Here is a 26,871-nt window from a genome sequence, read left to right as displayed (position 1 = left end):
CCATGGCCAAGCAGCATCAGCAGCAGCAAGGACTCTGGGACCTCTCTCACATCCAGCCGCGGCAGGAGATCGTGGTGCAGGGCGACACCGTTCCCGCGGTCTTCTGGAACGCCGAGCGCGCGCGTGGCGACCAGGTCTGGATGCGGCAGAAGGAGTTCGGCATCTGGCGCAGCTGGAGCTGGCGGCAGACCGCCGAGGCGGTGCGCGAGATCGCCGGCGGGCTGATGGCGATCGGCTTCGCGCCCGGCGAGTGCGCATCGATCCTGGCCAACACCGTCGTCGAATGGGTGCTGTGCGACCTGGCGGTGCTCAGCTGCGCCGGCGTGGCCAACGGCATCTATCCGACCGACGCGGCCTCGCAGGTGAAGTACCTGTGCGAGGACTCGCGCACCACCGTGCTCTTCGTCGAGGACGACGAGCAGCTGGACAAGGCGCTCGAAGTGCGCGCCGGGCTGCCGCTCCTGCGCCGCGTGATCGTGTTCGACATGGAAGGCTTGCGCGAGCTTCATGATCCGGGCGTGATGAGCCTCGATGCGCTGCGCGCCCTGGGCCGCGACTATCTCCAGAGCCACCCGCAGGAACTCGAACAGCGCATCGCCGCCTGCCGCCCCGAAGACCTGGCGATCCTGGTCTACACCTCGGGCACCACCGGCAAGCCCAAGGGCGCGATGCACAGCCATCGCGGGCTGGTCCACACCATGCGCGGCTACAACATGCTGGTTGCGCAGGACGAGCACGACGAGCGCATGTGCTTCCTGCCGCTGTGCCACATCGCCGAGCGCATGGGTGGCGAGTACTTCGCGATGTACACCGGCGCCATCCTCAACTTCGTCGAGAACCCGGAGACCGTGCCGGAGAACGTGCGCGAGATCGCGCCCACCGTGTTCACCGCCGTGCCGCGCGTGTGGGAGAAGTTCTATTCGGGCGTGATGATCGCGCTGAAGGAAGCGAGCAGCCTGCAGCAGGCGGCCTACCGCTGGAGCATCGGCGTGGGCGGCGCCATCGCCGAGCGCGTGCTCGCGGGGCAGCCGGTGGGCGGCCTGCTGCGCTTCAAGTTCCGCCTCGCGCGCTGGCTCGCGCTCGACAACGCGCGCAAGCTGATCGGCATCCACCGCGCGCGCTTCCTGGTCACCGGCGCGGCGCCGATCTCGCCCGAGCTGGTCAAGTGGTACCTGGCGCTCGGTGTGCCGATGCTCGAGGTCTGGGGCATGACCGAGTCCTGCGGCGCTTCCACCGGCGTGCCGGCCGCGCGCATCAAGCCGGGTTCCATCGGGCCGGCCGCCGGCTACAACGAGGTACGGCTCGATCCGGCCACCGGCGAGATCCTGGTGCGCGGCACCAACGTCTTCATGGGCTACCTCAACCTGCCCGAGAAGACGGCGGAGACCATCGACGCCGACGGCTGGCTGCACACCGGCGACGTCGGCACCGTCGACGAGGACGGGTATTTCCGCATTACCGACCGCATGAAGGACATCATCATCACGGCAGGCGGCAAGAACATCACGCCGAGCGAGCTGGAGAACGAGCTCAAGTTCAGCCCCTACATCACCGATGCCGTGGTGATCGGCGATGCCAGGCCCTATCTGACGGTGATCGTCATGATCGACCAGGAGAACGTCGAGAAATTCGCGCAGGACCACGACGTGCCTTTCAGCAACTACGAGAGCCTCACGCGCGCACAGGAAGTGCAGGACCTGATCCAGGGCGAGATCGACCGCGTCAACGCCAAGTTCGCGCGGGTGGAGCAGATCAAGAAGTTCTTTTTGCTCGAAACGCAGCTCAGCGCCGAGGACGAAGAGCTCACGCCGACGATGAAGCTCAAGCGGAAGCTGGTGCAGACCAAATACTCCCCCCGCATCGAGGCCATGTACCGATAGCCGACTCGTTCAGTTCGTCAACCAAGGAGATTCCTGTATGAAGATCAAGACACTGTTTCCCCTGGCCGCAGTCGCCGGTCTCGCGCTGGGCTCCGGCCTGGCCGGCGCGCAATCGCAGGGCGTCACCAAGGACGAGATCCGCATCGGCACCATCCAGGATCTCTCGGGCCCGATCGCGGGCTTCGGCAAACAGTCGCGCAACGGCATGCAGCTGCGCGTGGACGAGCTCAACGAGCAGGGCAACGTGCATGGCCGCAAGCTCAAGCTCTTCGTCGAGGACTCGGGCTACGACCCCAAGAAGGCGGTGCTGGCGGCGCAGAAGCTGGTCAACCAGGACAAGATCTTCATCATGGCCGGCCACATCGGCACCGCGCAGAACATGGCGGCGATGCCGGTGCAGTTCGACAAGAACGTGATCAACTTCATGCCGATCACAGCGGCGCGCGAAATGTACGAGCCCTTCCACCGGCTCAAGTACTCGTTCGCCGCCACCTACTACGACCAGATCCGCAACGCGCTGCCCAAGATGATCAAGGAGAAGGGCGCCAAGAAGGTCTGCACCATCTACCAGGACGACGAGTTCGGGCTCGAAGTGCAGCGCGGCGCCGAAGCCGGCCTCAAGACCGCCGGCATGGAGCTGACCGAGAAGACTTCATTCAAGCGCGGCGCGACCGACTTCTCCTCGCAGGTCGCGAAGATGAAGGCGGCCAACTGCGATCTCGTGGTGATGGGCACCATCATCCGCGAAACCATCGGCACCATCGGCGAGGCGCGCAAGACCGGCTTCAACCCGACCTTCCTGGGCTCCAGCGCGGCCTACACCGACCTGATCCACAAGCTCGGCGGCAAGGCGATGGACGGCCTCTACGCGACCATGACCGCGCAAAATCCCTACACGGACGAGCAGTCGCAACCGATCCGCTTCTGGGCCAACAAGTACAAGACCAAGTTCAACGAGGACCCGACCGTGTTCTCGGTCTACGGCTACACCATCATCGACCAGTTCATCAGGGCCGCGCAGAAAGCCGGCCCCAACCTCACGACCGACAGCTTCATCAAGGCGATGGACAGCATGACCTTCGAGCCCGACATGTTCGGCGGCCCCAAGAGCAGCTACACCGCCACCAAGCGCCTGGGCAACGACCAGTCGCGCCTGTCGCAGATCGTGGACGGCAAGTGGAAGGTGGTGTCGGACTACGTGGCGCCCTGAGGCGTCGCCGGCTCAGCGGCAGATCGTGGTGGTACCCACCGGCCGGCAGGTCTTTCCATCGGGGGTCTGGTAGCGGTCCAGCTGGCCGGAGCGGTTGTAATGGTTGCCCTGCGTGTCCTGGCAGCCCGCCGCATCGCAGTTGCGGATGCGCGGGCGCATGTCGCGACGCGGCATGGGCTGGCGATAGGTGCCGGGGTAGGGATATCCATCGTCGATCGCCACGGGATCGCTGCCGCGCTCGCTCCAGCGCGAATCGCCGGGCCGCTCGTTGCTGCTGGCGCCGCGAGAGTCGATGATGGCCGGGCCTGCCGGCGCCTGAGACGGGTTCGGGGCCGCTGCCATCGGGCCGCGCTCCTCACGCTGACGTTCGGCTCCGTCTCGCAGCGCAGGCGGGGGTTCCGACACGCGTCCCACCGGCCTGGCGCCCGGCGGGCATGTGCCGTCGGTATAGCTCACGTTGCCGGCCGCGTCTGCACAGCGGATCACCTCCGCGCTGGAGAGGGGAGCGAGCGTGCTCAGGATGGCAAGAAAGAGGAGCTGGCGCATGAGGCACTCATTGTGCGCCTGCTCCCCGTCCCGCACGTGCCAACGCCAGCGCCAGCCTGGCCCCCACCTCGGCGTTGTGTTTGACGAGCGCGATGTTGGTCGCCAGGCTGCGTCCGCCCGTCAGCGCCTTGATGCGAGCCAGCAGGAAGGGTGTCACCGCCTTGCCGGTGATGCCTTGCGCCTTGGCCTCGGCGAGCGCCTGCCGGGTCAGCGCGTCGATCTCCTCGCACGGCATCGCGGCCGCTTCCGGCACCGGCGTGCTCAACACCACGCCGCCCGCGAGGCCCAGGTCCCACTTGGTGCGGATGAAGCGTGCCTGCGCCGCGGCGTCGTCCAGCCTGAAGTCCGCGCGAAAGCCGCTGTCGCGCGTGTAGAACGCGGCGAAGTTGTCCTGCTCGCAACTGAGCACCGGCACGCCGTGCGTTTCCAGGTATTCCAGCGTGAGCCCGATGTCCAGGATCGACTTCGCACCGGCGCACACCACGGCCACCGAGGTCTTCGCCAGTTCCTGCAGGTCGGCCGAGATGTCGAAGCTCTCCGGCGCACCGCGGTGCACACCGCCGATGCCGCCGGTGACGAAGACCTCGATGCCGGCCAGCGCCGCGCAGATCATCGTGCCGGCCACCGTCGTGGCGCCGAGTTCGCCGCTCGCGAGCACGGCCGGCAGGTCGCGGCGGCTGACCTTGTACGCATCGCCCGAGCGGGCCAGCAGTTCGAGCTCGTCGTCCGCGAGGCCGACGCGGATCCGCCCGCCGATCAGCGCGATGGTCGCGGGCTCGGCGCCCAGGCTGCGGATCAAGGCCTCCACTTCGCGTGCCGTGCGAACGTTCTCCGGATAGGGCATGCCGTGGGCAATGATGGTCGACTCCAGCGCCACCAGCGGGCGGCCGGCGGCCTGCGCAGCGGCCACGGGTGCGCTGCGGGTCAACCAGGAGTGGGCAAGTTCGGTCACCATGTCGATGCTTCCGGCAGTGTGGTTCACGCGGCGGTTCAGCGCAAATGGCGCTGCAGCCGCTGACTATCCTCGGCGAGCTGCTGGCGCATGACGGACAGGAATTCCCTGGCCGTGGCCGACAGCACCTTGCCCGCAGGCAGGGCCAGCAGGCAGGCGAACGAGACGTCGATCGACAGCTTGCGCACGACCAGCCCACGCTCGGCGTAGTCGAGTGCGGTGATCGGATTGACCAGGCCGACGCCCAGGCCGCGCAGCGCCATCTCGCAGACGCTGGCCGCATAAGGCGTCTGCGCGGCCACGCGCAGCGCGATGCCCTGCTGCGCCATGGCGGTCTCGAGCCGGCGATGCGCCGGGTCCTCGGGGTTCAAGGCCAGGAAGGGAAGCTCCGCGAGCTGCTGGGGCTTGACGGTCTTGAAGCGAGCCAGCGCGTGGCCCTCTCGCATCACGATCACGCCGGGCATGCGCGCAAAGGTCGAATGCTCGATGCCCTCCAGCGACAGCTCGTCGGCCATGAGCCCGAAATCCGAAATGCCCATGGCCACGCGGTCGCGCACGTCCTTCGAGCTCAGCACCTGCAGCGACACCTGCGGCCATGCGCCGTCCCCGCGTTGCGCCTTCAGCCGCGCCAGCGCGCGCGGCATGAAGCTGAGCCCGAAGGCCGGATAGCAGCTGAGTTCCAGCTGGTTGACGCCGAAGTCGCGCAGGCTGCGCAGCCGGTGCTCGATGGCGTCCATGCCGATGAACACGCGCTCCACCTCGGTCCAGAGCGCGCGGGCCTCCGGTGTCGGCACCAGCCGCCCGCCGGTGCGCTGGAACAGCACCATGCCCGCCTGCGCCTCGAGCCGCTTGAGCGACTGGCTGACGGCGGGCTGCGTCACATGCAGCTGAGCCGCCGCCTTGCGCGTGGTGCTGCTGCGCATCAGGGCCCGGAAGGTCTCGATCTCGGTGAATCGCATTGATAAGTTTGGTTATCGGATGAATAGATCGATCGACTTTATTTTATTTATCTGCGCCTAGCATTCGGGCATCGATTTCAGCGACAAGACAGAAGCCAAAGAGATGACCCACCCGGTTTGCGCCCTGGCCCAGCCGATCCGGCCGATCAGGAATCCGCTGCTGCGCGGCCTGCAATGCCTGCGCTGCGACGCCGAGTATCCGATCCGCCTTGCGCACGAGGGCTGCCCAGCCTGCCGCGCGGAGGGCGTGCATGTCGGCCTGCGCGCGAGCTACCGGGCCGACGCGACGTCAGCGCCTCTCATGCCGTATGCACGGGGCTTCAGCCTGGGCGAGGGCGGCACGCCGCTGTACGCGATGCCCGATCTCGCACGTCGCTTCGGCGTCGCGCGCCTCAGCTTCAAGGACGAGTCCTGCAATCCGACCGGCTCGCACAAGGACCGGATGACCGCGATTGGCGTCACGCAGGCGCTGGACTTCGGCGCTCACACGCTGGTGCTCGCCTCCTCGGGCAACGCCGCGGTGTCGGCCGCGCATTACGCGCAGGCGGCGGGCCTGGCCTGCGAGGTCGCGACCTACGACGGCATGCCAGCCGCCTACGCGCGCGCACTCGACGCCGCGGGCGCCAGGCGTTTCGCCTTCGCCGACAACGCCGGCCGCTGGGCCTTCGTGCGCGAGCGTGCGCCGCTCGCGGGCTATTTCGCGCTCACCAACTACAGCCTGCCGGCGCTCGGCAGCGCGCCGCTGGCCATCGAAGGCTACAAGCCCATCGCCGACGAATGCCTGGAGCAGGGCGGCCTGCCCGACCATGTGCTGGTGCCGACGGCGCGCGGCGATCTGGCGTGGGGCCTCTTTGCCGGCTTTCGCGATCTGCTGGCCGCCGGCCGCATCGCGAAGCTGCCGCGCATCTGGGCGGTCGAGCCTTTCGCGCGGCTCTCGCGCGTGCTCGAAGGCGGCGCGCTGGATGCCGACTACCCCGGCCGCACCGCGCAGTTCTCCACGGCCGGCGCTACCGTCACGTATCTTCAATGGCAGGCGGTCGCCGCCACCGGCGGCGCCGCCGTGGTCGTGGGCGACGACCAGGCGCGTGCGGCCCGGCGCCTGCTCGCGCAGGCGGGCGTCAGCGCGGAGCTCTGCGCCGCGGGCGGCCTGGCTGCGCTTTCGCAATTGCGCGAACGCAGCGCGATCGCGGCGGACGAACACGTGCTGCTGATGCTCACCGCGGACGCCTCGTGCGATCCGAGCTGGCCCGATCCTGTTTGAGTTTCAAGGAGCTTCCCATGTCGCCGATGCATCGCCGCACCTTCCTGAGCGCAGCCGCGCTGATGGCCGCCGGGCCGAAGGCCTGGGCCGCCTTTCCCGACAAGCCGATCAAGCTGATCGTGCCTTGGGCTCCCGGCGGCAGCACCGATGCCATTGCGCGCGCCATGGCGCAAGGCATGAGCAGCGCGATGGGCATCTCGGTCGTCGTGGACAACCGGCCCGGCGCCGCGGGCCAGATCGGCACCGAAGCCGCCGCCCGGGCCGCGCCGGACGGCTACACGATCGCCATCGTGGAACTCCCGCATGCCATCGCGCCGGCGGTGATGACCCGCCTGCCCTACGACCTGCTGCGCGACTTCACGCCGATGACGATGATCGGCACCTCGCCGTTGGTTTTCTTCGGCGGCACCGGTGCCGACAGCAAGGATTTCAGGAGCTTCATGAAGGCGGCTGCGGCCGCTGCTGCGTCGCCGCCCGCCATCGCGCACAGCGGCGCCGGCACCGTCAGCCACCTGGCCGCGGAGCTGCTGGCGACCCGCAGCCGGATCAGGTTCAACATGGTGCCGTACCGAGGTTCGGCGCCTGCGCTCAACGACGTGGCGGCGGGCATGGTGGCGGGCCACTTCGCCACGCTGGCAAGCGGCTCCAGCCTGCTCGCGGCCGGCAAGATCCGCGCGCTGGCCGTGGCCAGCCCGCAGCGTGTGGACCTGCCGGCGCTGCGGGGCGTGCCCACGCTGTCGGAGGCCGGCATCAAGGGCGTCGAGATCGACCAGTGGTGGGCCATGGTGGCGCCGGCCACCACGCCGCTCGAGGTGACCGAACACCTGCGCAAGGAGGCCGCGGCAGCCCTGGCTCAGCCGGCCGTCAAGGAGCGGCTGTCGGCCCTGGCCGTGGAACTGAAAGCGTCCAGCAGCGGCGAGTTGCGCGCCTTCATGCGCGCGGAAGCCGAACGCTGGCAGAAGGTGGCGAAGGAAATCGGCTTGCAGCCGCAATAGCGGCGGCGCGATCCTCAGGAGGGCGGGCGACCACGGTCGCGTTCTTTCGCGGCCTCCATGGCCGCGGACATCGACGACACCACGGCAGCCCACTCCTCGCCCGTCAGCAACAGCGCCGTTTGGGAATGGAGCAGCGTGTCTTCTCGGTCCAGATGGGCATGCATCAGCTGGCGGTGCTCTTGCAACAGGGCTTCGACGGTCCCGGCGTTGCCCATTTCCCCCGATTCGGCAGGCTTCAACATGGCCTTTGCCCGTGAGAGCAGGCCGTCACAGTGCTTGCTTTCCAGTTCGAGCTCATCGAGCAGTTGGTCGGCCTCTGCCGACCTGCCGCGCAGTATCTCGAGCAGGACGACGCCCTTCGGGCGATGCGTCGTTTCGTCGAATGCCTGAAGGCGTTCGATGAGTTCGACGAGCGACGCCGCCTGCGGCCCCGGTCGTGTCCAATCCCCTGTTTTCAGCGTGCCGTCGACAAGCGCCAACAGCTCACGAATGCGAGTGTGCTCGGCACGCAAGATGATCCACGCGCATTCGGCCGCCAGCATGTTCTTGTCCCCTTTGTGCCAGCTTACTCCTGTGCGTTTGCCTTGAAGGTCTGGCCGCGTGGGCATTGGGGTTTCAAGCAATTGAAGCACCGGCCATAGGGCCTCACACCCGCTCGCCGCTTCGCCGTTAGACTCCACGCCGTGTGCGCCACTCGCGCATCACCCCCTGATCGCAGGAGGCAATTGCCATATGGCAAGGTCCCGGTCCCGGCCACTGTTGATGCGCGCGTTGCGCGCCGACACCCACCGGCGCGAGCCCTTCGAGCGCCTGGTCTACAGCGGGCTGCGCCTGAATGAATTGCACCGCGAGAGTGAGCTGCACGAATTCCTGATCGACGAGGCGATCGAACTCAGCGGCGCGCAGCGCGTGCTGCTGGTGCTCGACAGCGACGACGGCCCGCGCATCGTCGCCTCGATGCTGCCGCAGGGCGAAGACGCCGCCGGCCTGCTCAGCGCCATTGGACCCTGGCTCGCCGAAACCCGCCGCACCCGCGCCGTGAGCCTGCGGCACGGGCCCGATGGTGCCGAACCCGCCGCCCAGCGCTCGTGCCTCATCGCTCCGCTGATCGCGGGGCGCGAGCTGATCGGCTACCTTTACGCCGACATCGAAGGCGCGGCCGGTCGCTTCCATGGCGCGGACCGCGACCTGCTGGCCATGCTTGCGAGCCAGGCCTCCATGGCCCTGGCCAATATCCGCTTCCGTGAGGGCCTGGAGCGCAAGGTGGCTGAGCGCATGGCCGAGCTCGCGCAACGCGCCGGGGAGCTCACACTCATCAACAGCATCCAGCAAGGCGTGGCCGCCAGGCTGGAGTTTCAGGCCATCATCAACCTGGTGGGCGACAAGCTGCGGGAAGTGTTTGCCACCGGCGACCTGAACATCGTGTGGTGGGACGACAAGACCAACCTGATCCAGGCGCTGTATCGCTACGAACACAACGTGCCGTTGCCGCTCCCGCCGGCGCGGCCGTTGAAGCCCGGCGAGGCGGCAGAACGAATCCTCCGCGAACGCCGGACCGGCGTGGCGAACACGCGCGAGGAACAGACCCGGATCGGCATGAGCCCGGCACCGGGAACCGATTGGGCGCACTCGATCGTCGCGGTCCCCATCATCGGCAGCGATCGCGCTCTGGGCGCCATCGTGCTGCAGAACCACGAGCGCGAATACGCCTTCGGGAGCAACGAGGTCCGGCTGCTCGAAACGGTGGCGGCGAGCATGGGCCTGGCGCTGGAGAACGCCCGCCTGTTCGACGAGACGCAGCGCCGCGCCCGCGAATTGAAGGAGGCGCTGGCGCACCAGACCGCGACCGCCGAGGTGCTGCAGGTCATCGGCAGCTCGGTGGCCGACACCGGGCCCGTGTTCGACAAGATCCTCGAGTGCTGCGACCGTTTGTTCGACGCCGGTTCCTTCGCCTTGTTGATGGTCGACGCTCAGGGCCAGCTCGCGCTGACGCGTTGGCGGATGACGGCGGCCGGCCGCGCCGCGATCGGCGAGGCACGCGCTGCCGAGCTCGAGCCATTGATGCAGTCGAACTACCCGATGCCGCTGGCCGATACGTCTGCCGAACCCGCGTTCCGCACCGGAGACCTGGTGGAGTTTGCCGACGTGCTGAACGACGTCGGGGCGCCACTGGTGTTGCGCCGCAACGCCGAGCATCTGGGAAGAAGCTTCGCGAACCTGGCCGCTCCGCTGATGTGGGAGGGCCGCGGCATCGGCATCCTCAGCATGCAGCGCGGCGAGGTGGGTCCGTTCAGGCCCAGTGAGCGCGCTCTGCTCAAGACCTTCGCCGACCAGGCGGTGATCGCAATCCGGAACGCGCGGCTGTTCAACGAGACCCAGGAGGCGCTGCACAAGGTCGAGGAACGCACCGCCGAGCTGACAGAGTCCCTCGAGTACCAGACCGCGATCAGCGAGGTGCTGCGCGTCATCAGCGAATCGCCGACCGATGTGGCGCCCGTGTTCGAGGCGATCCTGGATTGCGCGACGCGGCTGCTCGGCAGCCCGACTTCCGCGATCTTGAGCTTCGACGGGCGCCTGGTTCATCTGGCAGCCACCCGGAACTGGGCTGCACCGGCGCTGGAGGCGGCACGCACGCTGTACCCGGCGCCTCCCGATTCGCACCTGATGAGCGGTCGCGCCATCATCGAGCGAAGGGCCCTGAGCAACGAGGATGCGGGGTCGGACCCGAACTACGACCGCACGATGGCGAAGACCGGGAACTGGCGCCGGATGATCGCTGCACCGATGCTCAAGGATGGCGCGCCGATCGGCGTGATCGTCACCGCGTGGCTGGAACCCGGCAAGACGCCGCGACGGCAGCTCGACCTGCTCAAGATGTTTGCCGACCAGGCCGTGATCGCGATCGAGAACGTGCGGCTGATCAATGAGACCCGGGAGGCGCTGGAGCGCCAGACCGCAACGTCCGAGGTGCTGAAGGTCATCAGCGGCTCGCCGACCGACGTGCAGCCGGTGCTCGACACGGTGGCCGAGCGCGCCGGCCTGTTGTGCCGGGCCGACGGCAGCCGGGTGTGGCTGGCCGTCGGAGAGCACCTGCGCGCGATGACGAGCTACGGGCCGGCGTACGGCGACTACTCGCTGGGCGCGGAACTGCCGCTGCGCGCCAGCTCGATCGGCGGCCGTGCGTTCCTGGAGCGCCGTAGCGTGCATGTCGAAGACGTCGTCCCCCTTCTCGACACCGAATATCCGGACGTGCGCGAACTTCAGGCGCGCAACGGCTTTCGCACGGTGCTGGCCGTGCCGATGATTCGCGATGGCGAATCGATCGGCGTGATCGCGCTGCTGCGCAACCAGGTACGGCCTTTTGCGCCAGCGGAGATCGCCCTGGTGCAGACTTTCGCCGACCAGGCGGTGATCGCCATCGAGAACGTGCGTCTGTTCAACGAAACCAGGCAGGCGCTGGAGCGGCAGACGGCAAGCGCCGAAGTCCTGCAGGTCATCAGCGGCTCGGTGGCCGACACCGCGCCGGTGTTCGATAAGATCCTGGAGAGCTGCGCCCGCCTGTTCCGCAGCTCCGAGCTCGGCATCGTGATCATCGACGAGGAGCAGCAGCTGTTGCGCTCCGCGGCCTACCGCGGCGAGTCGGCGCCGGCGGTGGCGCGCATCTTTCCGCTCCCGCTGCGCGAGGAGCCGGTCCACCAGGCGATCCGCGAAAACCGCGTGCTGCGCTACGCCGACGTGATGAACGGGGCCGACACACCCAAGAGCGTGCGCAACGCCGCGGTGATGCTCGGGACCGGCAACTACTCGCAGGTCTTCGCGCCGATGCAGTGGGAAGGGCGGGGCATCGGCATGCTGTACGTGACCCGCAACCCGCCCGTGCCCTTCAGCGAGCAGGAGGCCGGGCTGCTGAAGACCTTCGCCGACCAGGCCGTAATCGCGATCCAGAACGCGCGACTGTTCAATGAGACCAAGGAGGCACTGGAGCAGCAGACCTCCACGGCGGCGATCCTGCGCGTGATGAGCAGTTCGCCCACCGATGCGCAGCCCGTGTTCGAAGCGATCGCGGAGCGCGCCAGGGCGTTGTGCGGCGCGACCATCGGCACGGCCACGCGTTTCGACGGCCAACTGCTGCACATGGTGGGCTACCACGGCACGACACCGGAAGCGGAGGCGTCCATGCGCGCCTCATTTCCGATGAAGCTCGGGCGCGGCTCCAGCAACGCCCGCGCCATCATGGAACGCGCGCCAGTGCAGATTCCCGATGTGCACGCGGACGCTGATTACGAACTGAATGAACAGGCCAGGCAAGCGGGCTTTCGCAGTGTGCTGTCGGTGCCCCTGCTGCGCGAGGGCCGCCCCATCGGCACGGTCGGCGTTGCGCGTGAGCAGCCCGGTACCTTCCCCGCCAAGTCTGTCGCCCTGCTGCAGACCTTCGCCAGTCAGGCCGTGATCGCGATCGAGAACGCGCGCCTGTTCCGTGAGACCCAGGAAGCGCTGGAACGGCAGACGGCGACAGCGGAAATCCTGAAGGTCATTGCAAGTTCGCCCGCCGACGTGCAACCTGTCTTCAGCGCCATCGTTCAAAGCGCGCGGCAGTTGGTTGGCGGGTTCTCCGCGACATTGCTGCGGCTCATCGACGATTCGATCCATCTGGCCGCATACACGCCCACCAGCGAGGAGGGCGACCAGGCGCTGAAGAACTACTTTCCCGCCCCGGTGGCCTCGGACTATATCTACCAGCCCCTGGTGACGGGCAAGCCGCTTGTCATGGAAGACATCGAGGCGAATGCGGAGGTCTCGGATGCATTGCGAGCGCTGGCGCGCCGCAGGGGATGGCGCGGCCAGGCCGGCGTCCCGCTGGTGCACGAGGGCGTTCCCATCGGCATGATCAGCGTGACCCGCAGCGCGGCCGGGCCGTTCTCCAGCCACCAGGTGGAGCTTCTCAAGACCTTCGCCGACCAGGCCGTGATTGCCATACAGAACGCCCGAATGTTCAATCAGACGCAGGAGGCGCGTGCCGCGGCCGAGGCCGCCAACGACGCGAAAAGTTCGTTCCTGGCGACCATGAGCCACGAGATTCGCACGCCGATGAACGCGGTGATCGGCATGAGCGGCTTGCTGCTCGACACGAAGCTCGACACCGAGCAGCAGGACTACGTCGCGACCATCCGCGATTCGGGCGATGCGTTGCTGACCATCATCAACGACATCCTCGACTACTCGAAGATCGAGGCCGGGCGCATGGACATCGAATCGCACCCGTTCGACCTGCGCGACTGCGTGGAGGCGGCGCTCGACCTCGTCAGCACGCGCGCGACCGAGAAGCAGCTCGACATTGCCTATGTGTTCGAGGGTGACGTGCCCGCGGCCGTGAGCGGCGACCTCGCGCGGCTGCGGCAGATCCTGCTGAACCTGTTGAGCAATGCGGTGAAGTTCACCGAGGCCGGCGAGGTGGTGTTGACGGTGAGTTCGGAGGCCGCCTCCGCCGGCAAGGTCGCGCTGACCTTCGCCGTGCGCGACACCGGCATCGGCCTGTCGCCGCAAGGCATGAGCCGGCTGTTCCAGTCGTTCACGCAGGCCGACTCGAGCACCACGCGCAAGTACGGCGGCACCGGCCTGGGCCTGGCGATCAGCAGGCGGCTGGCCGAACTGATGGGCGGACGCATGTGGGTGGAAAGCGAGGGTGTGGGCAAAGGCTCGACCTTCCTCTTCACCATCGAGGCGCCGACCGCGAACCTGCCGCCGAGCCGGCGCCGCGACCATGTCGGCGTGCAGGCCGGACTGCAGGGAAAGCGCGTGCTGATCGTCGACGACAACGCGACGAACCGGCGCGTGCTCTCGCTGCAGACCGGCAAGTGGGGCATGAGTTCGCGCGACACGGAATCGCCGCTCGAAGCCTTGCGCTGGCTCGAACAGGGCGAGCGCTTCGATCTCGCGATCCTCGACATGCACATGCCCGAGATGGACGGCATCGACCTCGCGCGACGCATCCGGGCGAGCCACGCCGTGTTGCCGCTCGTGCTGTTCAGCTCGCTGGGGCGGCACGAGACGCATGCCACCGAATCGTTCTTCAATGCGTACCTGGCCAAGCCGATCCGCCAGTCGCACCTGTTCGACACGTTGATGGGCCTGCTCGCGCACGACACGCCTGCGAAACCTGCAGCCGCCGATGCGGCCAAGCCGCAGATCGACCCGACGATGGCAGCACGCCACCCGCTGCGCATCCTGCTCGCCGAAGACAACGCGGTGAACCAGAAGCTCGCCATGCGCCTGCTGCAGCAGATGGGCTACCGGGCCGACCTCGCCTCCAACGGCATCGAGGCGGTGGAATCGGTGCAGCGCCAGGCCTACGATGTGGTGCTCATGGATGTGCAGATGCCCGAACTCGACGGACTGGACGCGACGCGGCAGATCTGCAAGCTGCTGGAGGCGCCGCAACGGCCGCGCATCGTGGCGATGACGGCCAACGCCATGCAGGGCGACCGTGAGATGTGCATGGCCGCAGGCATGGACGACTACCTGACCAAGCCGATCCGCGTCGATCGGCTGGTCGAAGCGCTGAACAGCGTGCTCGCACGAAAGGACCGATGAAAGGAGCGATGACATGAGCGCTGCGACCATCGACCTCGCGACCTTTACGGAACTGCAAGACACCGCGGGAGCCGACTTTGTCAAGGAACTGGTGCAGACCTTTCTCGAAGAGGCACCGGCGATGCTGAAGGAGCTTCGCGACGCGATGGACTCGGGCAATGCTGATGACTTCCGCCGCGCTGCGCATTCGCTCAAGTCGAACAGTCTCACCTTCGGCGCGCATACGCTGGGCGCGATGGCGCGCGAACAGGAACTCGGGGGCCTGGCGGCCGCGCAGCAATCGAATGCACTCGACGCGCTGGCGCTGGAGTACGCCCGGGTCGCCGCGGCTCTGACGGAGCTGATCCATGGTTGACTTGCGCCACGCGCCGGCCCACCTCCTCGTGGCGGACGACAACAAGGTCAACCGCCTGCTGCTGACCCGCAGCCTCGAACTGCAGGGCCACCGCGTCGAAAGCGCCGAGAACGGACGTGTCGCCCTGGAGCTGCTGCGGCGCGACACCTACGACCTGCTGCTGCTCGACATGGAAATGCCCGAGATGGACGGCTTCCAGGTGCTGGAGCAACTGACCGCCGATCCGAAGCTGCGCGACCTGCCCGTGATCGTGACCTCGTCGCTCGAGGGCGTGGCCACCATCGTGCGCTGCATCGAGCTCGGCGCTGAGGACTACCTGCACAAGCCGGTCAATGCGGTACTGCTGAAGGCGCGCATCGGCGCCAGCCTCGAGAAGAAGCGCCTGCGCGACCAGCAGAAGGAGCTGGTGCGCCGCTTCGCCACCTCCGAGGTCGCGCAGGACCTGCAGCAATCCGGCTTCGCGCTCGGCGGGCGACGCGTGCAAGGCGCGGTGATGTTCTCCGACATTCGCAGCTTCACCGCGCTGGTCGAGTCGCAGCCGCCCGAAGAGACGATCGAACTGCTGAACACGTACTACACGCTGATGTTCGACGCGATCAACGGCCATGGCGGCGTGGTGAACCAGATGATCGGCGACGGGCTGATGGCCATCTTCGGCGCCCCGCTGCCGCTGCCCGACCACAGCGCGGCCGCGGTGCGCGCGGCGCTCGACATGGTCGAGATGATCGAGCTGCTGAACACAGAGCGCATCGCTGCGGACAAGCCTGCGATCCGCATCGGCGTGGGAATCGCCAGCGGCGAAATGGTGGCGGGCTACACCGGCACGCAGCAGCGCGCGACCTACACCTGCATCGGCGACACGGTGAACCTTGCCGCACGACTCGAGGCGCACACCAAGCTTGCGAAGCGGACGATCCTGATCGATCTGGCAACCTGCATGGCTCTCGGTGGACGCATTCCGGTCGAGCCCCTCGGGGCGGCGTCGTTCCGGGGCAAGGCGGCGCCGGTCGAGGTGTACGCCGTCACTGGCAGCAACGCATCAGAGTGAAGGGTCGCCGTGCGGCTGCAAAGAGGCAGCGTCCATAAATCGAGTTTTCGAACGTGCCAACGTAAACGACCGCTTTTGCGACTTGTAGCTTTCCGAAATGGCAGGCATCAATTCGTAACTGACAAACGAAACTATCGTAACCAGCTACAACGGGTGCAACTGGCCATAGGAGGGGCCAACATGTCAGCGCATTCCGACACCGTCGCCAAAAGGGTATCGAGCCGCAAGGCTTTCTGTTGAAGCCATAGAGGGCAGTACAGCGAAACGGTACCCGTCTCGCAGGCCAATGAGTTTGCTCATCCGAGGAAATTGTGTTCGGAACCTGTTGCGTGTTTCAACGGGGATAAGTTCCGCCTTCGCCTATTTCGTTTGTCTAATGTCAAACTTTATTATTAAGTTCAGCATGCCATGTGTTCTCAGGGCGCCGCGATGTTGACCTCATCGCCAGCACCGAGACGCACCCAAGAACAGATGATTTTCAATCTTACTTGGAGGCTTAATATGAAGAAGACACTACTGATAGCGGCAATGCTGACGTTTGGAGCCGGACAGGCGCTCGCCGCGGCACACTTCTTCAGTGCCGACGCATCCGTGAATTCGAATGGGGCCCTAGTGGTCAGTTTTGATGAAGCCGGAGTGGGGAATGCAACAGTGCTCGAAAGCCTTACAGCTCAGGGCACGGCGGTGTACGCGTGCATCAACCACGGGGGAAAGAATCCGAGCGCCAGCAACAAGACCACCGTCACGGGAGCCGTTCGGGCTGACGACACATTCCCGGCCACCAAGAACGGCCGAGTCAGGGGGAGCCTGACAGCCGGCCCTCCGGACGAGGGCAACTTTGCCTGCCCATCCGGTCAAGATCTCATCATCGCATGCGTCAGATACACAGACGTGCTGCTCACTGATTTGACCAACGGTGTCTCGATCGTGCCAACTGGCACCTTCGCGAGAAACTTCTTCAGCATCCCAGGCTCTTGCCCCAACTAAGCAAGAGGCCGCGTCGGAAGGGACCCTGGGCAAGCTCGGGGCCCTTTCCCCATTGCGGTTTCGCCGTGCCCGGATGTGATCGGGCCAGCGTCCTGATCTTCGACACTTATCAAGCGCACCAGGCAACCGGCAGCAAGTAGTAACGGCCATCTCGGCCAACACCAAGGACATCGTCGTGGTGCATGGACAACGTGGAGCGCGCCTAGCGCTTGCAGGTATTTGCCTGGCAGCCCTGTCGGCAACCGCGGGTGCACCGCTGTTCGCAGCCGAAGCTCGACGGCCTTCCTCCACTGAAGCCGATCGGATCGAACAATCAGCCGGCGTCGAAGTCCAGGCCGACGAGTCTGGCTTGGCAAGCCATGGCGGCGCGCTCTACAGCCCGTTCAGCACCGCTTTTGACATGGCCGCGTCAACACCTCACGCCTACGCCACGTCGACACGACAAAACGCGGACGACGGATCGCCCCACCCCGTGACGGCGGCAGTCACCGCGCTCGTTGCTGTGGGGTTCCTCGTCGTTCTTGTTCGCGTCCTGATTGCGAGTTAGGGGCGCCTGCGCCTTGACTCTAACTAAACGGGGATGACTCGGGTAGTCCATAGCATCTGTTGGCCGACTGTCGCCGGCCGCGGCCGGCGAGCTTCTGGCCCTAAACAGACATTGCTCTTGCTCCAACGCGCCTAGACAACTCCGCGTACAGCCCAAAACGACGTTGTCAGGGCGCGTGGTCCGTCAGGCAAGCCGCAGAGATACGCTGCTCGGACATGATGCTTCAGTTCGTCGCGTTTCGACATTGCAAGCTGCGTCACGTAGCTGCCCGTCTTTCCTTGCCCGGTGAGGAACGTAGACCAGTAGTCATCAAACGATTGGTACTCGAATAGGGCGGCAAGTTGGTCTTCCACGACGGCGGTGAAGCTCGCAGCTTCGAACAAGTCCGCGAGTCCTCCGGGCCAACCGAGCGCCTTCGAGACCATTTCGTCGCGCATTGCAGCGCCGTCTGCATCGAGGACGGCAGCGGCGTCCCAAACCAGGCTGAATGGCGTCCAGCCGCAGCGGAAATTGTTGACGACCACAGTGACCATGCCGCCCTTGCGCGTGACCCGCTTCATCTCGCGCAGGCCCTGGGCGGAGTCCGGAAGCACGTCCAGCGCGAGCATGGATAGGGCGCGGTCGAAAACTCCATCCTGGTACGAAAGGTTAAGGGCATCGCCGACTTCGAAGACCACGTCCTGCCTTGCGGTCACACGCTGTGCAAATTCAACGTAAGAGGGAGACAGATCGACGCCGGTTGCGCGCGCCCCGGCGAGCGATATGGCACGCGTCAGATGGCCTGTGCCGCAACCCACGTCAAGGACGGCCTCGTTTGCCGAAACACCCGCGAATCGAACAACGGACGGTGCAAGGCGTTGGCTTCCTCGACCGACATATGCTTCATAGCCCTCAGGGTCGGTCGCTACGAACACTGCCATTTGAAACTCCTCAGAACCTGCATTGCAGACTTCCGGTGCGGCGCGTCAGCCGTGTCTCAGGCAGTCATCTCCTCGAGTGTCTTTCCCGCATCCAGCGCCTCTTTCAACCAGCGCGGCCGCGGGCCCATTCCCGACCATGTGTGTCCAGCCTCATCTCGATACACAACCTTGGACTTCCGCTTCTTGGACTTATTGAGCTTTTTTGCGCTCGACGCGCCCGACGACGAAGCCGCGGTGGCGAACTCTTCAAGCGCCCTGCCAGCATTGAGAGCGTCACGCAGCCAGTACGGGCGTTTCCCAATGCCTGACCAGGAATTGCCTTGACCGTCGCTGTACTTCGTTGACCGAGTTGGGGCAGTCTTTCCTGCTTTCGCCTTCACACTGCCGGCAGTCGCTCCGAAGCCCAACTGCTCTGGAGTGAGCCCGTAGTGGGCGATGGCCACCTTGATGCGCGCAACTACTCCATCGACCTCCTGCTTGCGCAACTTCTCAGCTTGGCGCTGGAGAGTCTCGATTTGCTTTTGGATCTGCTTGTAGCTTTGAGTCATTGACCTTGGTTCCGAGATTTGGAAAGACTCGACTTTAGTCTCATTGACAAGCCTTGCCAAAACGCGACTGCCGCTACGGCTTCTCGGAGGCGTCGAAGTCGAGTTCGACCTTCGCTCCGTTGGGGTCGTGGCAGAACAGCTGCCAGGTGCCCGCACCCGCCTGCTGCCGCAGCTCGTACTTCGTGCCGCTCTGGTCGAAGCGGGCTTTCACGGCACGCAGGTCGCGTGCGGTGAAAGCCATGTGGTCGATGACGCCGGTGCGCTGCGCCGGCACCGGCCGCTCGAAGTAAAGGTGCAGCACCGCCTGCGGCCCCTCGCCGTAGAGCCATGCGCCGGGAAAGCCGAGGTCCGGTCGATGGCCGATGGTGAGCCCGAGCAGGCCCGTGTAGAAATCCAGGGTCTTCTTCTCGTCCTCGGCCGTGACGGTGAAGTGATTCATCCCGACGATCATTTCGCTCTCTCCTTGTTCATGGCAGCAACACCAGCGCGCCGATGGTGGCGCGCGATTCGAGCCGCGCGTGCGCCTCTGCCGCGGCGTTCAGTGAATAGCGTTCGATCGGCGGCGCCTTGATCGTGCCGTCGGCGAGCGCGTCCCAGACCCGTTGCGCGCGCTCCGCGAGCTGCTCGTTCGTCGCCACGTAGTCGAACACCACGGGCCGCGAAAAGCTCAGCGACTTGGCGAGCAGCGCGTCGGCCGGCAATGGCGCCAGCGGTCCGCTGGCCTGACCGAGGCTGATCCAGTGGCCGCGGCGCGCGAGGGCGGCGAGGTTCTCGTCGCGGGCCGCGTCGCCCAGGCCGTCGATCACCACGTCGGCGCCGCCGCAGGCGCGCTGCACGGCATCGGCGAAACGGTAGTCGCGGGTCACGATCACGTGATCGCAGCCGTGCTCGCGCGCGACGCGGGCCTTCTCCTCGCTCGACACGGTGCCCAGCACGACCGCGCCGAGACGGCGCGCCCAGGAGCAGACCAGCAGGCCCACGCCGCCGGCTGCCGCATGGACCAGCAGCCGCGTGCCGCGCTGAACGCGCCCGAGGTCGCGCAACAGGTAGTCGGCGGTGATGCCCTTGAGCAGCAGCGCGGCGGCGAGCTCGTCCGCGACTGCCGCGGGCAGCCGCACCACCCAAGCGGCCGGCACGCAGCGCACCTCGCAATACGCGCCGGGCACCGGGCCGAGGTAGGCCACGCGGTCGCCGGGCAGGAGGCCGCTGACCTGCGGCCCGACATCGAGCACGCTGCCGGCGGCCTCCATGCCGGGCACGCCGGGAAGGGGAAGCAGGGACGGCACCCAGCCGCGCCGCAGGTACACGTCGATGAAGTTGACGCCGATGGCGCGCTGCCGGATGCGCACCTCGCCCTCGCGCGGCGCCGGGGCTTCGGCCTCTTGCGGGCGCAGCTCCTCGGGCCCGCCGTAGCGCTCGACGACGACACGGCGCGCGGGCACGGCGAGGGCCATGGGCATCGCCGCGGCGCGGCCCGCCGGTTGCAGATCGCTGCCTCGCCGCAAATGCCGGCGCAGGTTCTCGAAGCCGGCCTCGTAGACGCCTTGCGCCACCATGTCGCGCAATTCGCGTTCCATGCCGGGGGGCGTGGCGAAGGTCGATTCCCAATGCCAGAAGGTGCGGTTGCCGTCGGTCACCGGCTTGAGCGTGACGGTGGCCACGTAGCGCTGCAGCGGCACCGTGGCCTCGACGATGCAGTAGGTGCTCTTGTGCTCGGTGTCCGACAGTGTCAGCAACTGCTCGCGGATGCGGTTGCCGTCTCGGAGCGTGAAGCTGCGCACGCAGCCGACCTGGTCGCTGCGCTCGCCGCCCTCGATGCGGCTGGTCTCGACCACTTCATGCCACGCTTCATGACTGTTGAAGTCGCGCAGCACCGCCCACACGCGCTCGATCGGCGCGTCGATGATGGTCGAGCGCACGACTCTTTGCAGCATCAGGACTCCCGCCGGGCCGCCCCCAGGGAGGCCTGCGCCCCCTCGGGGGGCAGCGAATACACGAAGTGATGAGCGTGGGGGCCCATCACCGACCCCCGAAGTGGCGCTTCAGGGCATCGAAGCCGCCCTGGAACACGCCGCCGCCGATCGTCTCCGTCAACTCACGCTCGCGGCCTTCATCGCAATCGAACTCCGCGCTCCACTCGGCGAAGCAGCGCGCGCCATCGGTCACCGGCGTCAGCTTGAGCGTGGCGGTGTAGTGCTCTACCGCCATCGGGCTTTCGAGGATCTCGTAGGTGCAGCTGTACTCGTAGTCCGACAGGGCCAAGAGCTTCTCGCGAACCATGCCGCCATCGCGCAGGTGGAAGTGGCGGATGCAGCCGACACGATCGCCAGGCTGGTTGTTCTCGATCCGGCTGTCCGCGATCAGCGGATGCCACTGCGGCAGGCCGTTGAAATCGCGGATGCGCGACCACACGCTGTCGGCACTGGCGTCGATGACGCTCGAAACGTACACCTGCACCATGCGTTATTCCTTGGCCTTGCCAGTGCCCGAAGGCAGCGCGACGTGGGCGCCGCTGACATCACCCACCAGGCGCTGAATGTCGCCGCCTTCGATGCCGATCTCGCGAAGCAATTGATCCACCAGCGGCGCCTGCGCGCGAAAACGCAACGCGGAGTTGACCAACCCGTCGGCGAAACCGCCGCCGTCGCCGTTCTGGGCGCCCGCGCCCGACGAGCCGCCCAGGCCGTCGACGTGCAGGATCTTGATGCCCTCGATGCGCTCCATCGGCCGCACCGACTCGCGGATGATCGCTTCGGCCTTCTCGACCAGCTTCATGCGCAGCGCCGACATGCGCGCCTCGGGCGACAGCATGTTGTGCGCCTCGTTCATCATGCGCGCCGCCTCGGCTTCGATCTCGGCACGCACGCGCATCGCCATCGACTTGATCTTCTCGGCATCGGCGTCGGCTTCGGCCTGGGCGCGCACCGCCGCGCCGCGGTCGGCGCTGGCGTCCTTCTCGGCCTGCGCCGCCGAAGTGAGGCGCAGCGCGTCGCGCTCGGCGATCTGCGCCGCGCCGATCAGCTCGATGGCCTTCTTGCGCTCGGCCATCTCGACCTCGCGCGCCGTGAACACCTTCTCCTCGGCCGAGACCGCCAGCGCACGGGCGGTCTCGGCCTCGGCCTGGGCCTCGCTCTGCGCCTTGCTCTCGCGCGCGACCGCAATCGCGCGCTGCTGCTCGGCGAGTTCGAGCGACATGCGGCGTTCGATCTCGGCGCTCTGGATCGCGCGCTCCTTGCCGATACGCTCCTCCTCGATGGTCTGCTCGGAGCGGATGCGCGCCGCGTCGATGCTCTGCTTGGCCGTGATCTGCGCACCCTCGGCCGCCTGTTCGCGCTGCGCGCGTTCGGTGGCCACCTCGGCACGCTGGCGCGCCCGCGCGATCTCGACCTCGCGCTGCTGCGTCAGGCGCGCGTACTCGCCTTCGCGATCGATCTCGAGCGAGAGCTTCTCCGCCTCGAGATTCTTGTTACGGATCGCGATCAGCGTGTCCTGCTCGACGTCGTTGCGCTGCTTCTTGCGGTGCTCGATCTGTTCGGTCAGGCGCGTCAGGCCCTCGGCGTCGAAGGCATTGCTCGGGTTGAAGAACTCCATGCCGGTCTGGTCCAGCTGCGTCAGCGAGGCGGCTTCGAGTTCGAGGCCGTTCTTCGTCAGATCCTCGGCCACGGCTTCGCGCACGCGCCTGACGTAGGCGCCGCGCTTCTCGTGCAGTTCCTCCATCGTCATCTCGGCGGCAGCGGTGCGCAGCGCGTCGACGAACTTGCCCTCGACCAGCTCCTTCAACTGGTCCGGCTCCATCGTCCGCAGGCCCAGTGTCTGCGCCGCCGCGGCCACCGCATCGGCGCTGGTGGCCACGCGCACATAGAACTCGGCGATCACGTCGACGCGCATGCGGTCCTTGGTGATCAGCGCCTTGTCGCGGCCGCGGCTCACTTCGAGGCGCAGCGTGTTCATGTTGACCGGGATCACGTCGTGCACGATCGGCAGCACAAAGGCGCCGCCGTCGAGCACCACCTTCTGGCCACCGAGGCCGGTGCGCACGAAGGCCCGCTCCTTGGAGCTGCGCAGGTACAGCCAGTGGAGCAGCCAGACCGCGATCGCGACGACGATCGCGACGACGATCAGCCCCAGGATGAAATTGCCGAATTGAGCGCCTGACATGGATCTGCTCTCCTGTTATCGGGTGATCTGAACGAAGCGGCGGGTGGTCTCGGTGAGCGCCGTCTCGACCGGCAGCCGCTCCATCGAACTCGCGCCGTAGAAGCCGTGGCATGCGGGGCAATGCGCCAGCACGTGCCGTGCGTCCTCGGGCGTGGCGATCGGGCCGCCGTGGCACAGCACGATCGCTTCCGGGTTCACTGCATGCGCTGCCGCGGCCCACAGGTTGATGCGGTCCACGCAGTCGTCCAGCGTGAGCGCGGTCTGCGCGCCGATCGATCCGCCGGTGGTGAGCCCCAGGTGGCACACGATGATGTCCGCGCCGGCCGCGGCCATTGCGCGCGCATCGGCCTCGCTGAACACATAGGGCGTGGTCAGCAGGTCGAGCGCGCGGGCACGTTCGATCATCTGGACCTCGAGCGCGTAACCCATGCCGGTTTCTTCGAGGTTTGCTCGGAAGGTGCCGTCGATCAGCCCGACGGTCGGGAAGTTCTGAACGCCCGAGAAGCCGAGGCCGATCAGCCGCTGCAGGAACTCCTCCGGGATCATGAACGGGTCGGTGCCATTGACGCCCGCCAGCACCGGCGTGTTCCTCACCGCCGGCAGCACCTCGTGCGCCATCTCGCAGACGATCTGGTTCGCGTTGCCGTAGGCCAGCAGGCCCGCGAGCGAGCCGCGGCCGGCCATGCGGTAGCGGCCCGAGTTGTAGATCACGATCAGGTCGATGCCGCCGGCTTCCTCGCACTTCGCCGACAGGCCGGTGCCGGCGCCGCCGCCGATGATCGGCCGGCCGGCGGCGATTTTGGCGCGGAAGCGTTCGAGCAGTGTCGTTCTGGCGATGCGGGGCATGGTCGGGTCGTGTGTGATCAGGCGCGCCGTGCGCCGGCCGTGGGTCTGGACACCTCATACCACGCACTGACCAGCGCGTCGGCAAAGGCCTCGTCGTTGATATGCAGCGGCAAGCGCTGCAGCTTGCGGTCGATGCCGCTTCGGAAGGATTGCTCGATCGCGGCGAACAGCGCCCGGTCGGCCTCCGGGTCGTGGAAGGGCTGACCCGGCCGGTCGATCGCGGAGACGCCGCCCTCGGGAATCAGGAAGCGCACCGGTCCGCGCATCGCATTGAGCTTGGCGGCAATGAACTCGCCGATGGCGCGGCATTCGTCGGCCGTGGTCCGCATCAGCGTCACGGTCGGGTTGTGGCGGTAAAGCTTGCGCGCCTTGAAGCGCTCGGGCACCGTGTCCCAGGCGCCGAAGTTCACCATGTCCAGCGCGCCGCAGGAACCGACATAGGGCAGCGCATGGCGCGCGAACACGTCCATGCGCGCCGCGCCGGCCGAGAGCACGCCGCCTGCGATCTCGTCCGCGATCTCGGTCGTCGAGACGTCGATCACGCCGGCGAGCATGCCCGAGTCGGCGAGCTTTTCCATCGACTGGCCGCCGACGCCGGTGGCATGAAACACCAGGCAGTCGTAGCTGTCCTCGAGGCGCTTCGTGACCGCCTGCACGCAGGGCGTCGTCACGCCGAACATCGTGAGGCCGATTGCCGGCTTGCTGGAGGTCGAGCGGACCGGCGGGTGGGCGATCATTCCGGCCAGCGCGTTCGCGGCGTTGGCAAGCACGCATTCGCTGATGCGATGGATGCCCTGCACGTCGGTGACCGAGTACATCATGCAGATGTCGCTCGGACCCACGTAGGGCCGTGTGTCGCCGCTGGCCATGGTCGAGACCATCATCTTCGGCACGCCGATCGGCAGTGCGCGCATGCCCTGGGTGGCCATCGAGGTGTTGCCGGAACCGCCGGCGGAGATGATGCCGCCGAGGTCGCGCCGCGTCTGCACGAAGGCTTCGAAGGCGAGCGCCATCGCAGCGGTCGCGCTGCCGCGGTCGCCGCTGAAAACGGCCGACTCGCCTTGCGGGTGGTGGCGCGCCACCTCGCGCGGATGCACGCTGGCCGACGAGGTCCGGCCGGAGGTCGACAGGTCGACCGTGACCACGCGCAGGCCCGAGCGCTCCAGGCACTGGCGCAGGAAGAACAGCTCGCGGCCCTTGGTGTCGAAGGTGCCGGCCACGTAGGCCGCGCGAGCGCTGCTGGCGGCGACGGGCAAGTCGAAGACCCGGGGCGATGCGGCCGGAGGCGGGGGCGGCGCAATGGCCGATGCCGGCGCTGCGGGCGGTAGTGGCGCGACCCGCGCGATGTCGACCACGGGCGCGGCCGTGCCGCCGGCGTTCCAGCGCGTGAAGCCGCGCACCCTGCTGGGCGCCAGATCGTCGAGCGAAGGCGCGCCCTCGCCATGCGCGCGGCGCACGGTGAACACCTGCGTGGGCGCGGGCTGCTCGATGCCGCCGTCCGCGGCGCCGAGCCCGGCTTCCTCGTCATGGCCGTTCGAGCGCACGCCGAGCAGGCGCTCCTGCAGCTCGCGATCGCCGGCGAGCTGGGCGATCGGCATCTGCTGCGCGATGCGGCCGTTGACCATCACGCCGATCCGGTCGGCCACCGAGATCGCCACGCCGAGGTTCTGCTCGATCAGGAGCACCGCGATCCTGCCTTCGGTCGCGAGATCGCGCAGCGCCTGCGCCACCTGCTCGACGATCACCGGCGCCAGCCCCTCGGTGGGCTCGTCCATCACCAGCAGCTTCGGGTCCAGCAGCAGCGCGCGCCCGATCGCGAGCATCTGCTGCTCGCCGCCGGAGAGTTGCGCACCGCCGTGGCCGCGGCGTTCGGCGAGGCGCGGGAACATGGCGTAGATGCGGTCGACTTCGCGCCGCCGGACGGCGACCAGGCGCAGCGTCTCGTCGACCGAGAGCGAGGGCCACACGCGTCGTCCCTGCGGCACGTAGGCGATGCCACGCTTCGTGATCTCGTTCGGCGCCAGGCCGAGGATCTCCTCGCCCGCGAGCCTTATGCTGCCGCGCGCCGGCACCAGCCCGGTGAGCGCGTTGCACAGCGTGGTCTTCCCCATGCCGTTGCGGCCGACGATGCCGAGCACGCCGCGTTCCAGCGTCAGGCTCACGCCCTGCAGCGCATGGGCGCGGCCGTAGAAGACGTCGAGCGATTCGATCGCGAGCGCCGGCGCGCTGCCGCTGCTCGCGTTGTCGTGCTTGGCGCGGAACCAGGTCATCAGTGCCGGCTCCCCATGTAGATCGCCTGCACCTGCGCGTCGTTCTCGATCTCGCCGGGACTGCCGGTGCGAAGCTCGCGCCCGTTGTGCATCACGGTGACTCTGTCGACCACGCGCAAGGCGATGTCGAGGTCGTGCTCGATCAGGACGAAGCTCATGTGCGCAGGCAGCGAGCGCAGCAGCGCGACGAGCTCGCGGCGCTCGGCCGGCGACAGGCCCGCGGCCGGTTCGTCGAACAGGATCAGGCGCGGCGCGCCGGCCAACGCCATGCCGATCTCCAGCTGGCGCTGCTGGCCATGGGCCAGATTGGCGACGCGCTCGTTCGCGATGTGGGCCAGGCGCGAGCGTTCGAGCAGGTCCTGTGTCGCGACCATGGACGCGTCGGTCGCGCGCGGCCGCCAGCAGCTGAAGCGGCCGCTGGCAACCCCGCGCACTGCGAGGAACAGGTTGTCGCGCACCGTCAGCTCGCGAAACAGCAACGAGGACTGGTAGGTGCGCCGCAAGCCCTTGCGGATGCGTTCGTAGGGCGGCAGCTCGGTGATGTCCTCACCGAAGAAGCGGATCCGCCCGGCGGTGGGCGGGAAGTCGCCGGTGATGGCGTTGAAGAGCGTGGTCTTGCCGGCCCCGTTGGAGCCGAGCACCGCGTACTTCTGCCCTGCGGCGACCGCGAAAGAGATGTCGTCGACCGCCCGCAGCGCGCCGAAGGTCCGCGTGACGCCGGCCAACACCAGCGCGTCGCTGGACGCGAGCGGTGCGGGCGGCCTGGCGATGGACGTGACGGAAGCCACCGGCGCCTTT

21 protein-coding genes and 2 pseudogenes are annotated in these 26,871 nt (G+C 67.2%); 8 read left to right on the top strand and 15 right to left on the bottom strand.

Features of this window, described 5'->3' with window-relative positions; translation table 11 throughout:
* Positions 1 to 2 precede the first annotated feature (2 nt).
* Positions 3 to 1,880: an AMP-dependent synthetase/ligase gene (locus tag ACSQ86_RS26305; RefSeq protein ID WP_436305713.1), complete on the top strand. Its 1,878-nt coding sequence runs from the start codon at positions 3 to 5 to the stop codon at positions 1,878 to 1,880.
* A 37-nt stretch (positions 1,881 to 1,917) separates the two neighbouring features.
* Positions 1,918 to 3,090: an ABC transporter substrate-binding protein gene (locus tag ACSQ86_RS26300; protein ID WP_436294043.1), complete on the top strand. Its 1,173-nt coding sequence runs from the start codon at positions 1,918 to 1,920 to the stop codon at positions 3,088 to 3,090.
* A 12-nt stretch (positions 3,091 to 3,102) separates the two neighbouring features.
* Here the strand turns inward: ACSQ86_RS26300 and ACSQ86_RS26295 are convergent, their stop codons facing one another.
* From ACSQ86_RS26295 to ACSQ86_RS26280, 4 genes and pseudogenes are all read right to left on the bottom strand, one after another.
* Complete coding sequence (locus ACSQ86_RS26295; RefSeq protein ID WP_436310324.1) at positions 3,103 to 3,432, bottom strand: hypothetical protein; 330 nt, start codon at positions 3,430 to 3,432, stop codon at positions 3,103 to 3,105.
* Positions 3,433 to 3,483: 51 nt separating this feature from the next.
* A pseudogene (locus ACSQ86_RS26290) lies at positions 3,484 to 3,636 on the bottom strand (DUF4124 domain-containing protein); the annotation flags it as partial.
* Between the two features lie 7 nt (positions 3,637 to 3,643).
* Complete coding sequence (locus ACSQ86_RS26285; protein WP_436310307.1) at positions 3,644 to 4,591, bottom strand: pseudouridine-5'-phosphate glycosidase; 948 nt, start codon at positions 4,589 to 4,591, stop codon at positions 3,644 to 3,646.
* A gap of 35 nt (positions 4,592 to 4,626) precedes the next feature.
* Entirely contained in the window at positions 4,627 to 5,547 is a 921-nt protein-coding gene (locus ACSQ86_RS26280) for a LysR substrate-binding domain-containing protein (RefSeq protein WP_436309917.1), read from the bottom strand.
* A 103-nt stretch (positions 5,548 to 5,650) separates the two neighbouring features.
* On the opposite strand from ACSQ86_RS26280, the gene ACSQ86_RS26275 reads away from it, so the two are divergent.
* Both ACSQ86_RS26275 and ACSQ86_RS26270 read left to right on the top strand, forming a co-directional pair.
* A complete protein-coding gene (locus tag ACSQ86_RS26275; RefSeq protein WP_436305710.1) occupies positions 5,651 to 6,808 on the top strand; it encodes a pyridoxal-phosphate dependent enzyme in 1,158 nt (385 codons plus the stop codon).
* 17 nt (positions 6,809 to 6,825) lie between these two features.
* The gene (locus tag ACSQ86_RS26270; RefSeq protein WP_436309916.1) at positions 6,826 to 7,803 is read left to right on the top strand and encodes a Bug family tripartite tricarboxylate transporter substrate binding protein; all 978 of its coding nucleotides are present in this window, start codon (positions 6,826 to 6,828) and stop codon (positions 7,801 to 7,803) included.
* Between the two features lie 14 nt (positions 7,804 to 7,817).
* Here ACSQ86_RS26270 and ACSQ86_RS26265 read toward each other — a convergent pair whose 3' ends face one another.
* A complete protein-coding gene (locus ACSQ86_RS26265; RefSeq protein ID WP_436305708.1) occupies positions 7,818 to 8,345 on the bottom strand; it encodes a hemerythrin domain-containing protein in 528 nt (175 codons plus the stop codon).
* A 220-nt stretch (positions 8,346 to 8,565) separates the two neighbouring features.
* On the opposite strand from ACSQ86_RS26265, the gene ACSQ86_RS26260 reads away from it, so the two are divergent.
* From ACSQ86_RS26260 to ACSQ86_RS26245, 4 genes are all read left to right on the top strand, one after another.
* Entirely contained in the window at positions 8,566 to 14,394 is a 5,829-nt protein-coding gene (locus tag ACSQ86_RS26260) for a GAF domain-containing protein (protein WP_436309915.1), read from the top strand.
* Between the two features lie 13 nt (positions 14,395 to 14,407).
* Positions 14,408 to 14,749 (top strand): Hpt domain-containing protein, encoded by a 342-nt coding sequence (locus ACSQ86_RS26255; RefSeq protein WP_436305706.1) that lies wholly within the window; start codon positions 14,408 to 14,410, stop codon positions 14,747 to 14,749.
* Positions 14,742 to 15,797: an adenylate/guanylate cyclase domain-containing protein gene (locus ACSQ86_RS26250; protein WP_436309914.1), complete on the top strand. Its 1,056-nt coding sequence runs from the start codon at positions 14,742 to 14,744 to the stop codon at positions 15,795 to 15,797. Before ACSQ86_RS26255 ends, ACSQ86_RS26250 begins: the two co-directional genes overlap by 8 nt.
* A 501-nt stretch (positions 15,798 to 16,298) precedes the next feature.
* The gene (locus ACSQ86_RS26245; RefSeq protein WP_436305704.1) at positions 16,299 to 16,784 is read left to right on the top strand and encodes a hypothetical protein; all 486 of its coding nucleotides are present in this window, start codon (positions 16,299 to 16,301) and stop codon (positions 16,782 to 16,784) included.
* Positions 16,785 to 17,462: 678 nt separating this feature from the next.
* Here ACSQ86_RS26245 and ACSQ86_RS26240 read toward each other — a convergent pair.
* From ACSQ86_RS26240 to ACSQ86_RS26195, 10 genes and pseudogenes are all read right to left on the bottom strand, one after another.
* Entirely contained in the window at positions 17,463 to 18,251 is a 789-nt protein-coding gene (locus ACSQ86_RS26240; RefSeq protein ID WP_436305702.1) for a class I SAM-dependent methyltransferase, read from the bottom strand.
* A gap of 56 nt (positions 18,252 to 18,307) precedes the next feature.
* Positions 18,308 to 18,799: an H-NS family nucleoid-associated regulatory protein gene (locus ACSQ86_RS26235; RefSeq protein ID WP_436294054.1), complete on the bottom strand. Its 492-nt coding sequence runs from the start codon at positions 18,797 to 18,799 to the stop codon at positions 18,308 to 18,310.
* A 73-nt stretch (positions 18,800 to 18,872) separates the two neighbouring features.
* Positions 18,873 to 19,250, bottom strand: a complete 378-nt coding sequence (locus tag ACSQ86_RS26230; RefSeq protein WP_436305700.1) for a VOC family protein — start codon at positions 19,248 to 19,250, stop codon at positions 18,873 to 18,875.
* 16 nt (positions 19,251 to 19,266) lie between these two features.
* Complete coding sequence (locus ACSQ86_RS26225; RefSeq protein ID WP_436309913.1) at positions 19,267 to 20,733, bottom strand: SRPBCC family protein; 1,467 nt, start codon at positions 20,731 to 20,733, stop codon at positions 19,267 to 19,269.
* Between the two features lie 85 nt (positions 20,734 to 20,818).
* Positions 20,819 to 21,259, bottom strand: coding sequence for an SRPBCC family protein (locus ACSQ86_RS26220; RefSeq protein ID WP_436309912.1), 441 nt, complete (start codon positions 21,257 to 21,259; stop codon positions 20,819 to 20,821).
* A 3-nt stretch (positions 21,260 to 21,262) separates the two neighbouring features.
* Entirely contained in the window at positions 21,263 to 22,957 is a 1,695-nt protein-coding gene (locus ACSQ86_RS26215; RefSeq protein ID WP_436309911.1) for a flotillin family protein, read from the bottom strand.
* 15 nt (positions 22,958 to 22,972) lie between these two features.
* Positions 22,973 to 23,803, bottom strand: coding sequence for a phosphoenolpyruvate hydrolase family protein (locus ACSQ86_RS26210; protein ID WP_436309910.1), 831 nt, complete (start codon positions 23,801 to 23,803; stop codon positions 22,973 to 22,975).
* A gap of 17 nt (positions 23,804 to 23,820) precedes the next feature.
* Positions 23,821 to 25,059: a Tm-1-like ATP-binding domain-containing protein gene (locus tag ACSQ86_RS26205; RefSeq protein WP_436310306.1), complete on the bottom strand. Its 1,239-nt coding sequence runs from the start codon at positions 25,057 to 25,059 to the stop codon at positions 23,821 to 23,823.
* 516 nt (positions 25,060 to 25,575) lie between these two features.
* Positions 25,576 to 26,073: pseudogene (locus ACSQ86_RS26200) on the bottom strand (ABC transporter ATP-binding protein); the annotation flags it as partial.
* Positions 26,073 to 26,861 (bottom strand): ABC transporter ATP-binding protein, encoded by a 789-nt coding sequence (locus ACSQ86_RS26195; RefSeq protein WP_436309909.1) that lies wholly within the window; start codon positions 26,859 to 26,861, stop codon positions 26,073 to 26,075. The gene ACSQ86_RS26195 and the pseudogene ACSQ86_RS26200, both read right to left, overlap by 1 nt.
* Positions 26,862 to 26,871: the final 10 nt, after the last annotated feature.

Source organism: Variovorax sp. LjRoot130, assembly GCF_964253755.1.
Lineage (GTDB): Bacteria > Pseudomonadota > Gammaproteobacteria > Burkholderiales > Burkholderiaceae_C > Variovorax.
Note: the sequence above shows the minus strand (reverse complement) of the source record. Positions and strands in the feature narration are given on the sequence as shown.

Bases quoted from the DNA above. Each gene is read 5' to 3' on its own strand.
- ACSQ86_RS26275 (WP_436305710.1), top strand. From the start codon at position 5,651: ATGACCCACCCGGTTTGCGCCCTGGCCCAGCCGATCCGGCCGATCAGG.
- ACSQ86_RS26240 (WP_436305702.1), bottom strand. From the start codon at position 18,251: ATGGCAGTGTTCGTAGCGACCGACCCTGAGGGCTATGAAGCATATGTC.
- ACSQ86_RS26280 (WP_436309917.1), bottom strand. From the start codon at position 5,547: ATGCGATTCACCGAGATCGAGACCTTCCGGGCCCTGATGCGCAGCAGC.
- ACSQ86_RS26250 (WP_436309914.1), top strand. From the start codon at position 14,742: ATGGTTGACTTGCGCCACGCGCCGGCCCACCTCCTCGTGGCGGACGAC.
- ACSQ86_RS26245 (WP_436305704.1), top strand. From the start codon at position 16,299: ATGAAGAAGACACTACTGATAGCGGCAATGCTGACGTTTGGAGCCGGA.
- ACSQ86_RS26300 (WP_436294043.1), top strand. From the start codon at position 1,918: ATGAAGATCAAGACACTGTTTCCCCTGGCCGCAGTCGCCGGTCTCGCG.
- ACSQ86_RS26230 (WP_436305700.1), bottom strand. From the start codon at position 19,250: ATGATCGTCGGGATGAATCACTTCACCGTCACGGCCGAGGACGAGAAG.
- ACSQ86_RS26255 (WP_436305706.1), top strand. From the start codon at position 14,408: ATGAGCGCTGCGACCATCGACCTCGCGACCTTTACGGAACTGCAAGAC.
- ACSQ86_RS26305 (WP_436305713.1), top strand. From the start codon at position 3: ATGGCCAAGCAGCATCAGCAGCAGCAAGGACTCTGGGACCTCTCTCAC.
- ACSQ86_RS26265 (WP_436305708.1), bottom strand. From the start codon at position 8,345: ATGCTGGCGGCCGAATGCGCGTGGATCATCTTGCGTGCCGAGCACACT.
- ACSQ86_RS26235 (WP_436294054.1), bottom strand. From the start codon at position 18,799: ATGACTCAAAGCTACAAGCAGATCCAAAAGCAAATCGAGACTCTCCAG.
- ACSQ86_RS26260 (WP_436309915.1), top strand. From the start codon at position 8,566: ATGCGCGCGTTGCGCGCCGACACCCACCGGCGCGAGCCCTTCGAGCGC.
- ACSQ86_RS26210 (WP_436309910.1), bottom strand. From the start codon at position 23,803: ATGCCCCGCATCGCCAGAACGACACTGCTCGAACGCTTCCGCGCCAAA.
- ACSQ86_RS26225 (WP_436309913.1), bottom strand. From the start codon at position 20,733: ATGCTGCAAAGAGTCGTGCGCTCGACCATCATCGACGCGCCGATCGAG.
- ACSQ86_RS26270 (WP_436309916.1), top strand. From the start codon at position 6,826: ATGTCGCCGATGCATCGCCGCACCTTCCTGAGCGCAGCCGCGCTGATG.
- ACSQ86_RS26285 (WP_436310307.1), bottom strand. From the start codon at position 4,591: ATGGTGACCGAACTTGCCCACTCCTGGTTGACCCGCAGCGCACCCGTG.
- ACSQ86_RS26215 (WP_436309911.1), bottom strand. From the start codon at position 22,957: ATGTCAGGCGCTCAATTCGGCAATTTCATCCTGGGGCTGATCGTCGTC.
- ACSQ86_RS26295 (WP_436310324.1), bottom strand. From the start codon at position 3,432: ATGGCAGCGGCCCCGAACCCGTCTCAGGCGCCGGCAGGCCCGGCCATC.
- ACSQ86_RS26220 (WP_436309912.1), bottom strand. From the start codon at position 21,259: ATGGTGCAGGTGTACGTTTCGAGCGTCATCGACGCCAGTGCCGACAGC.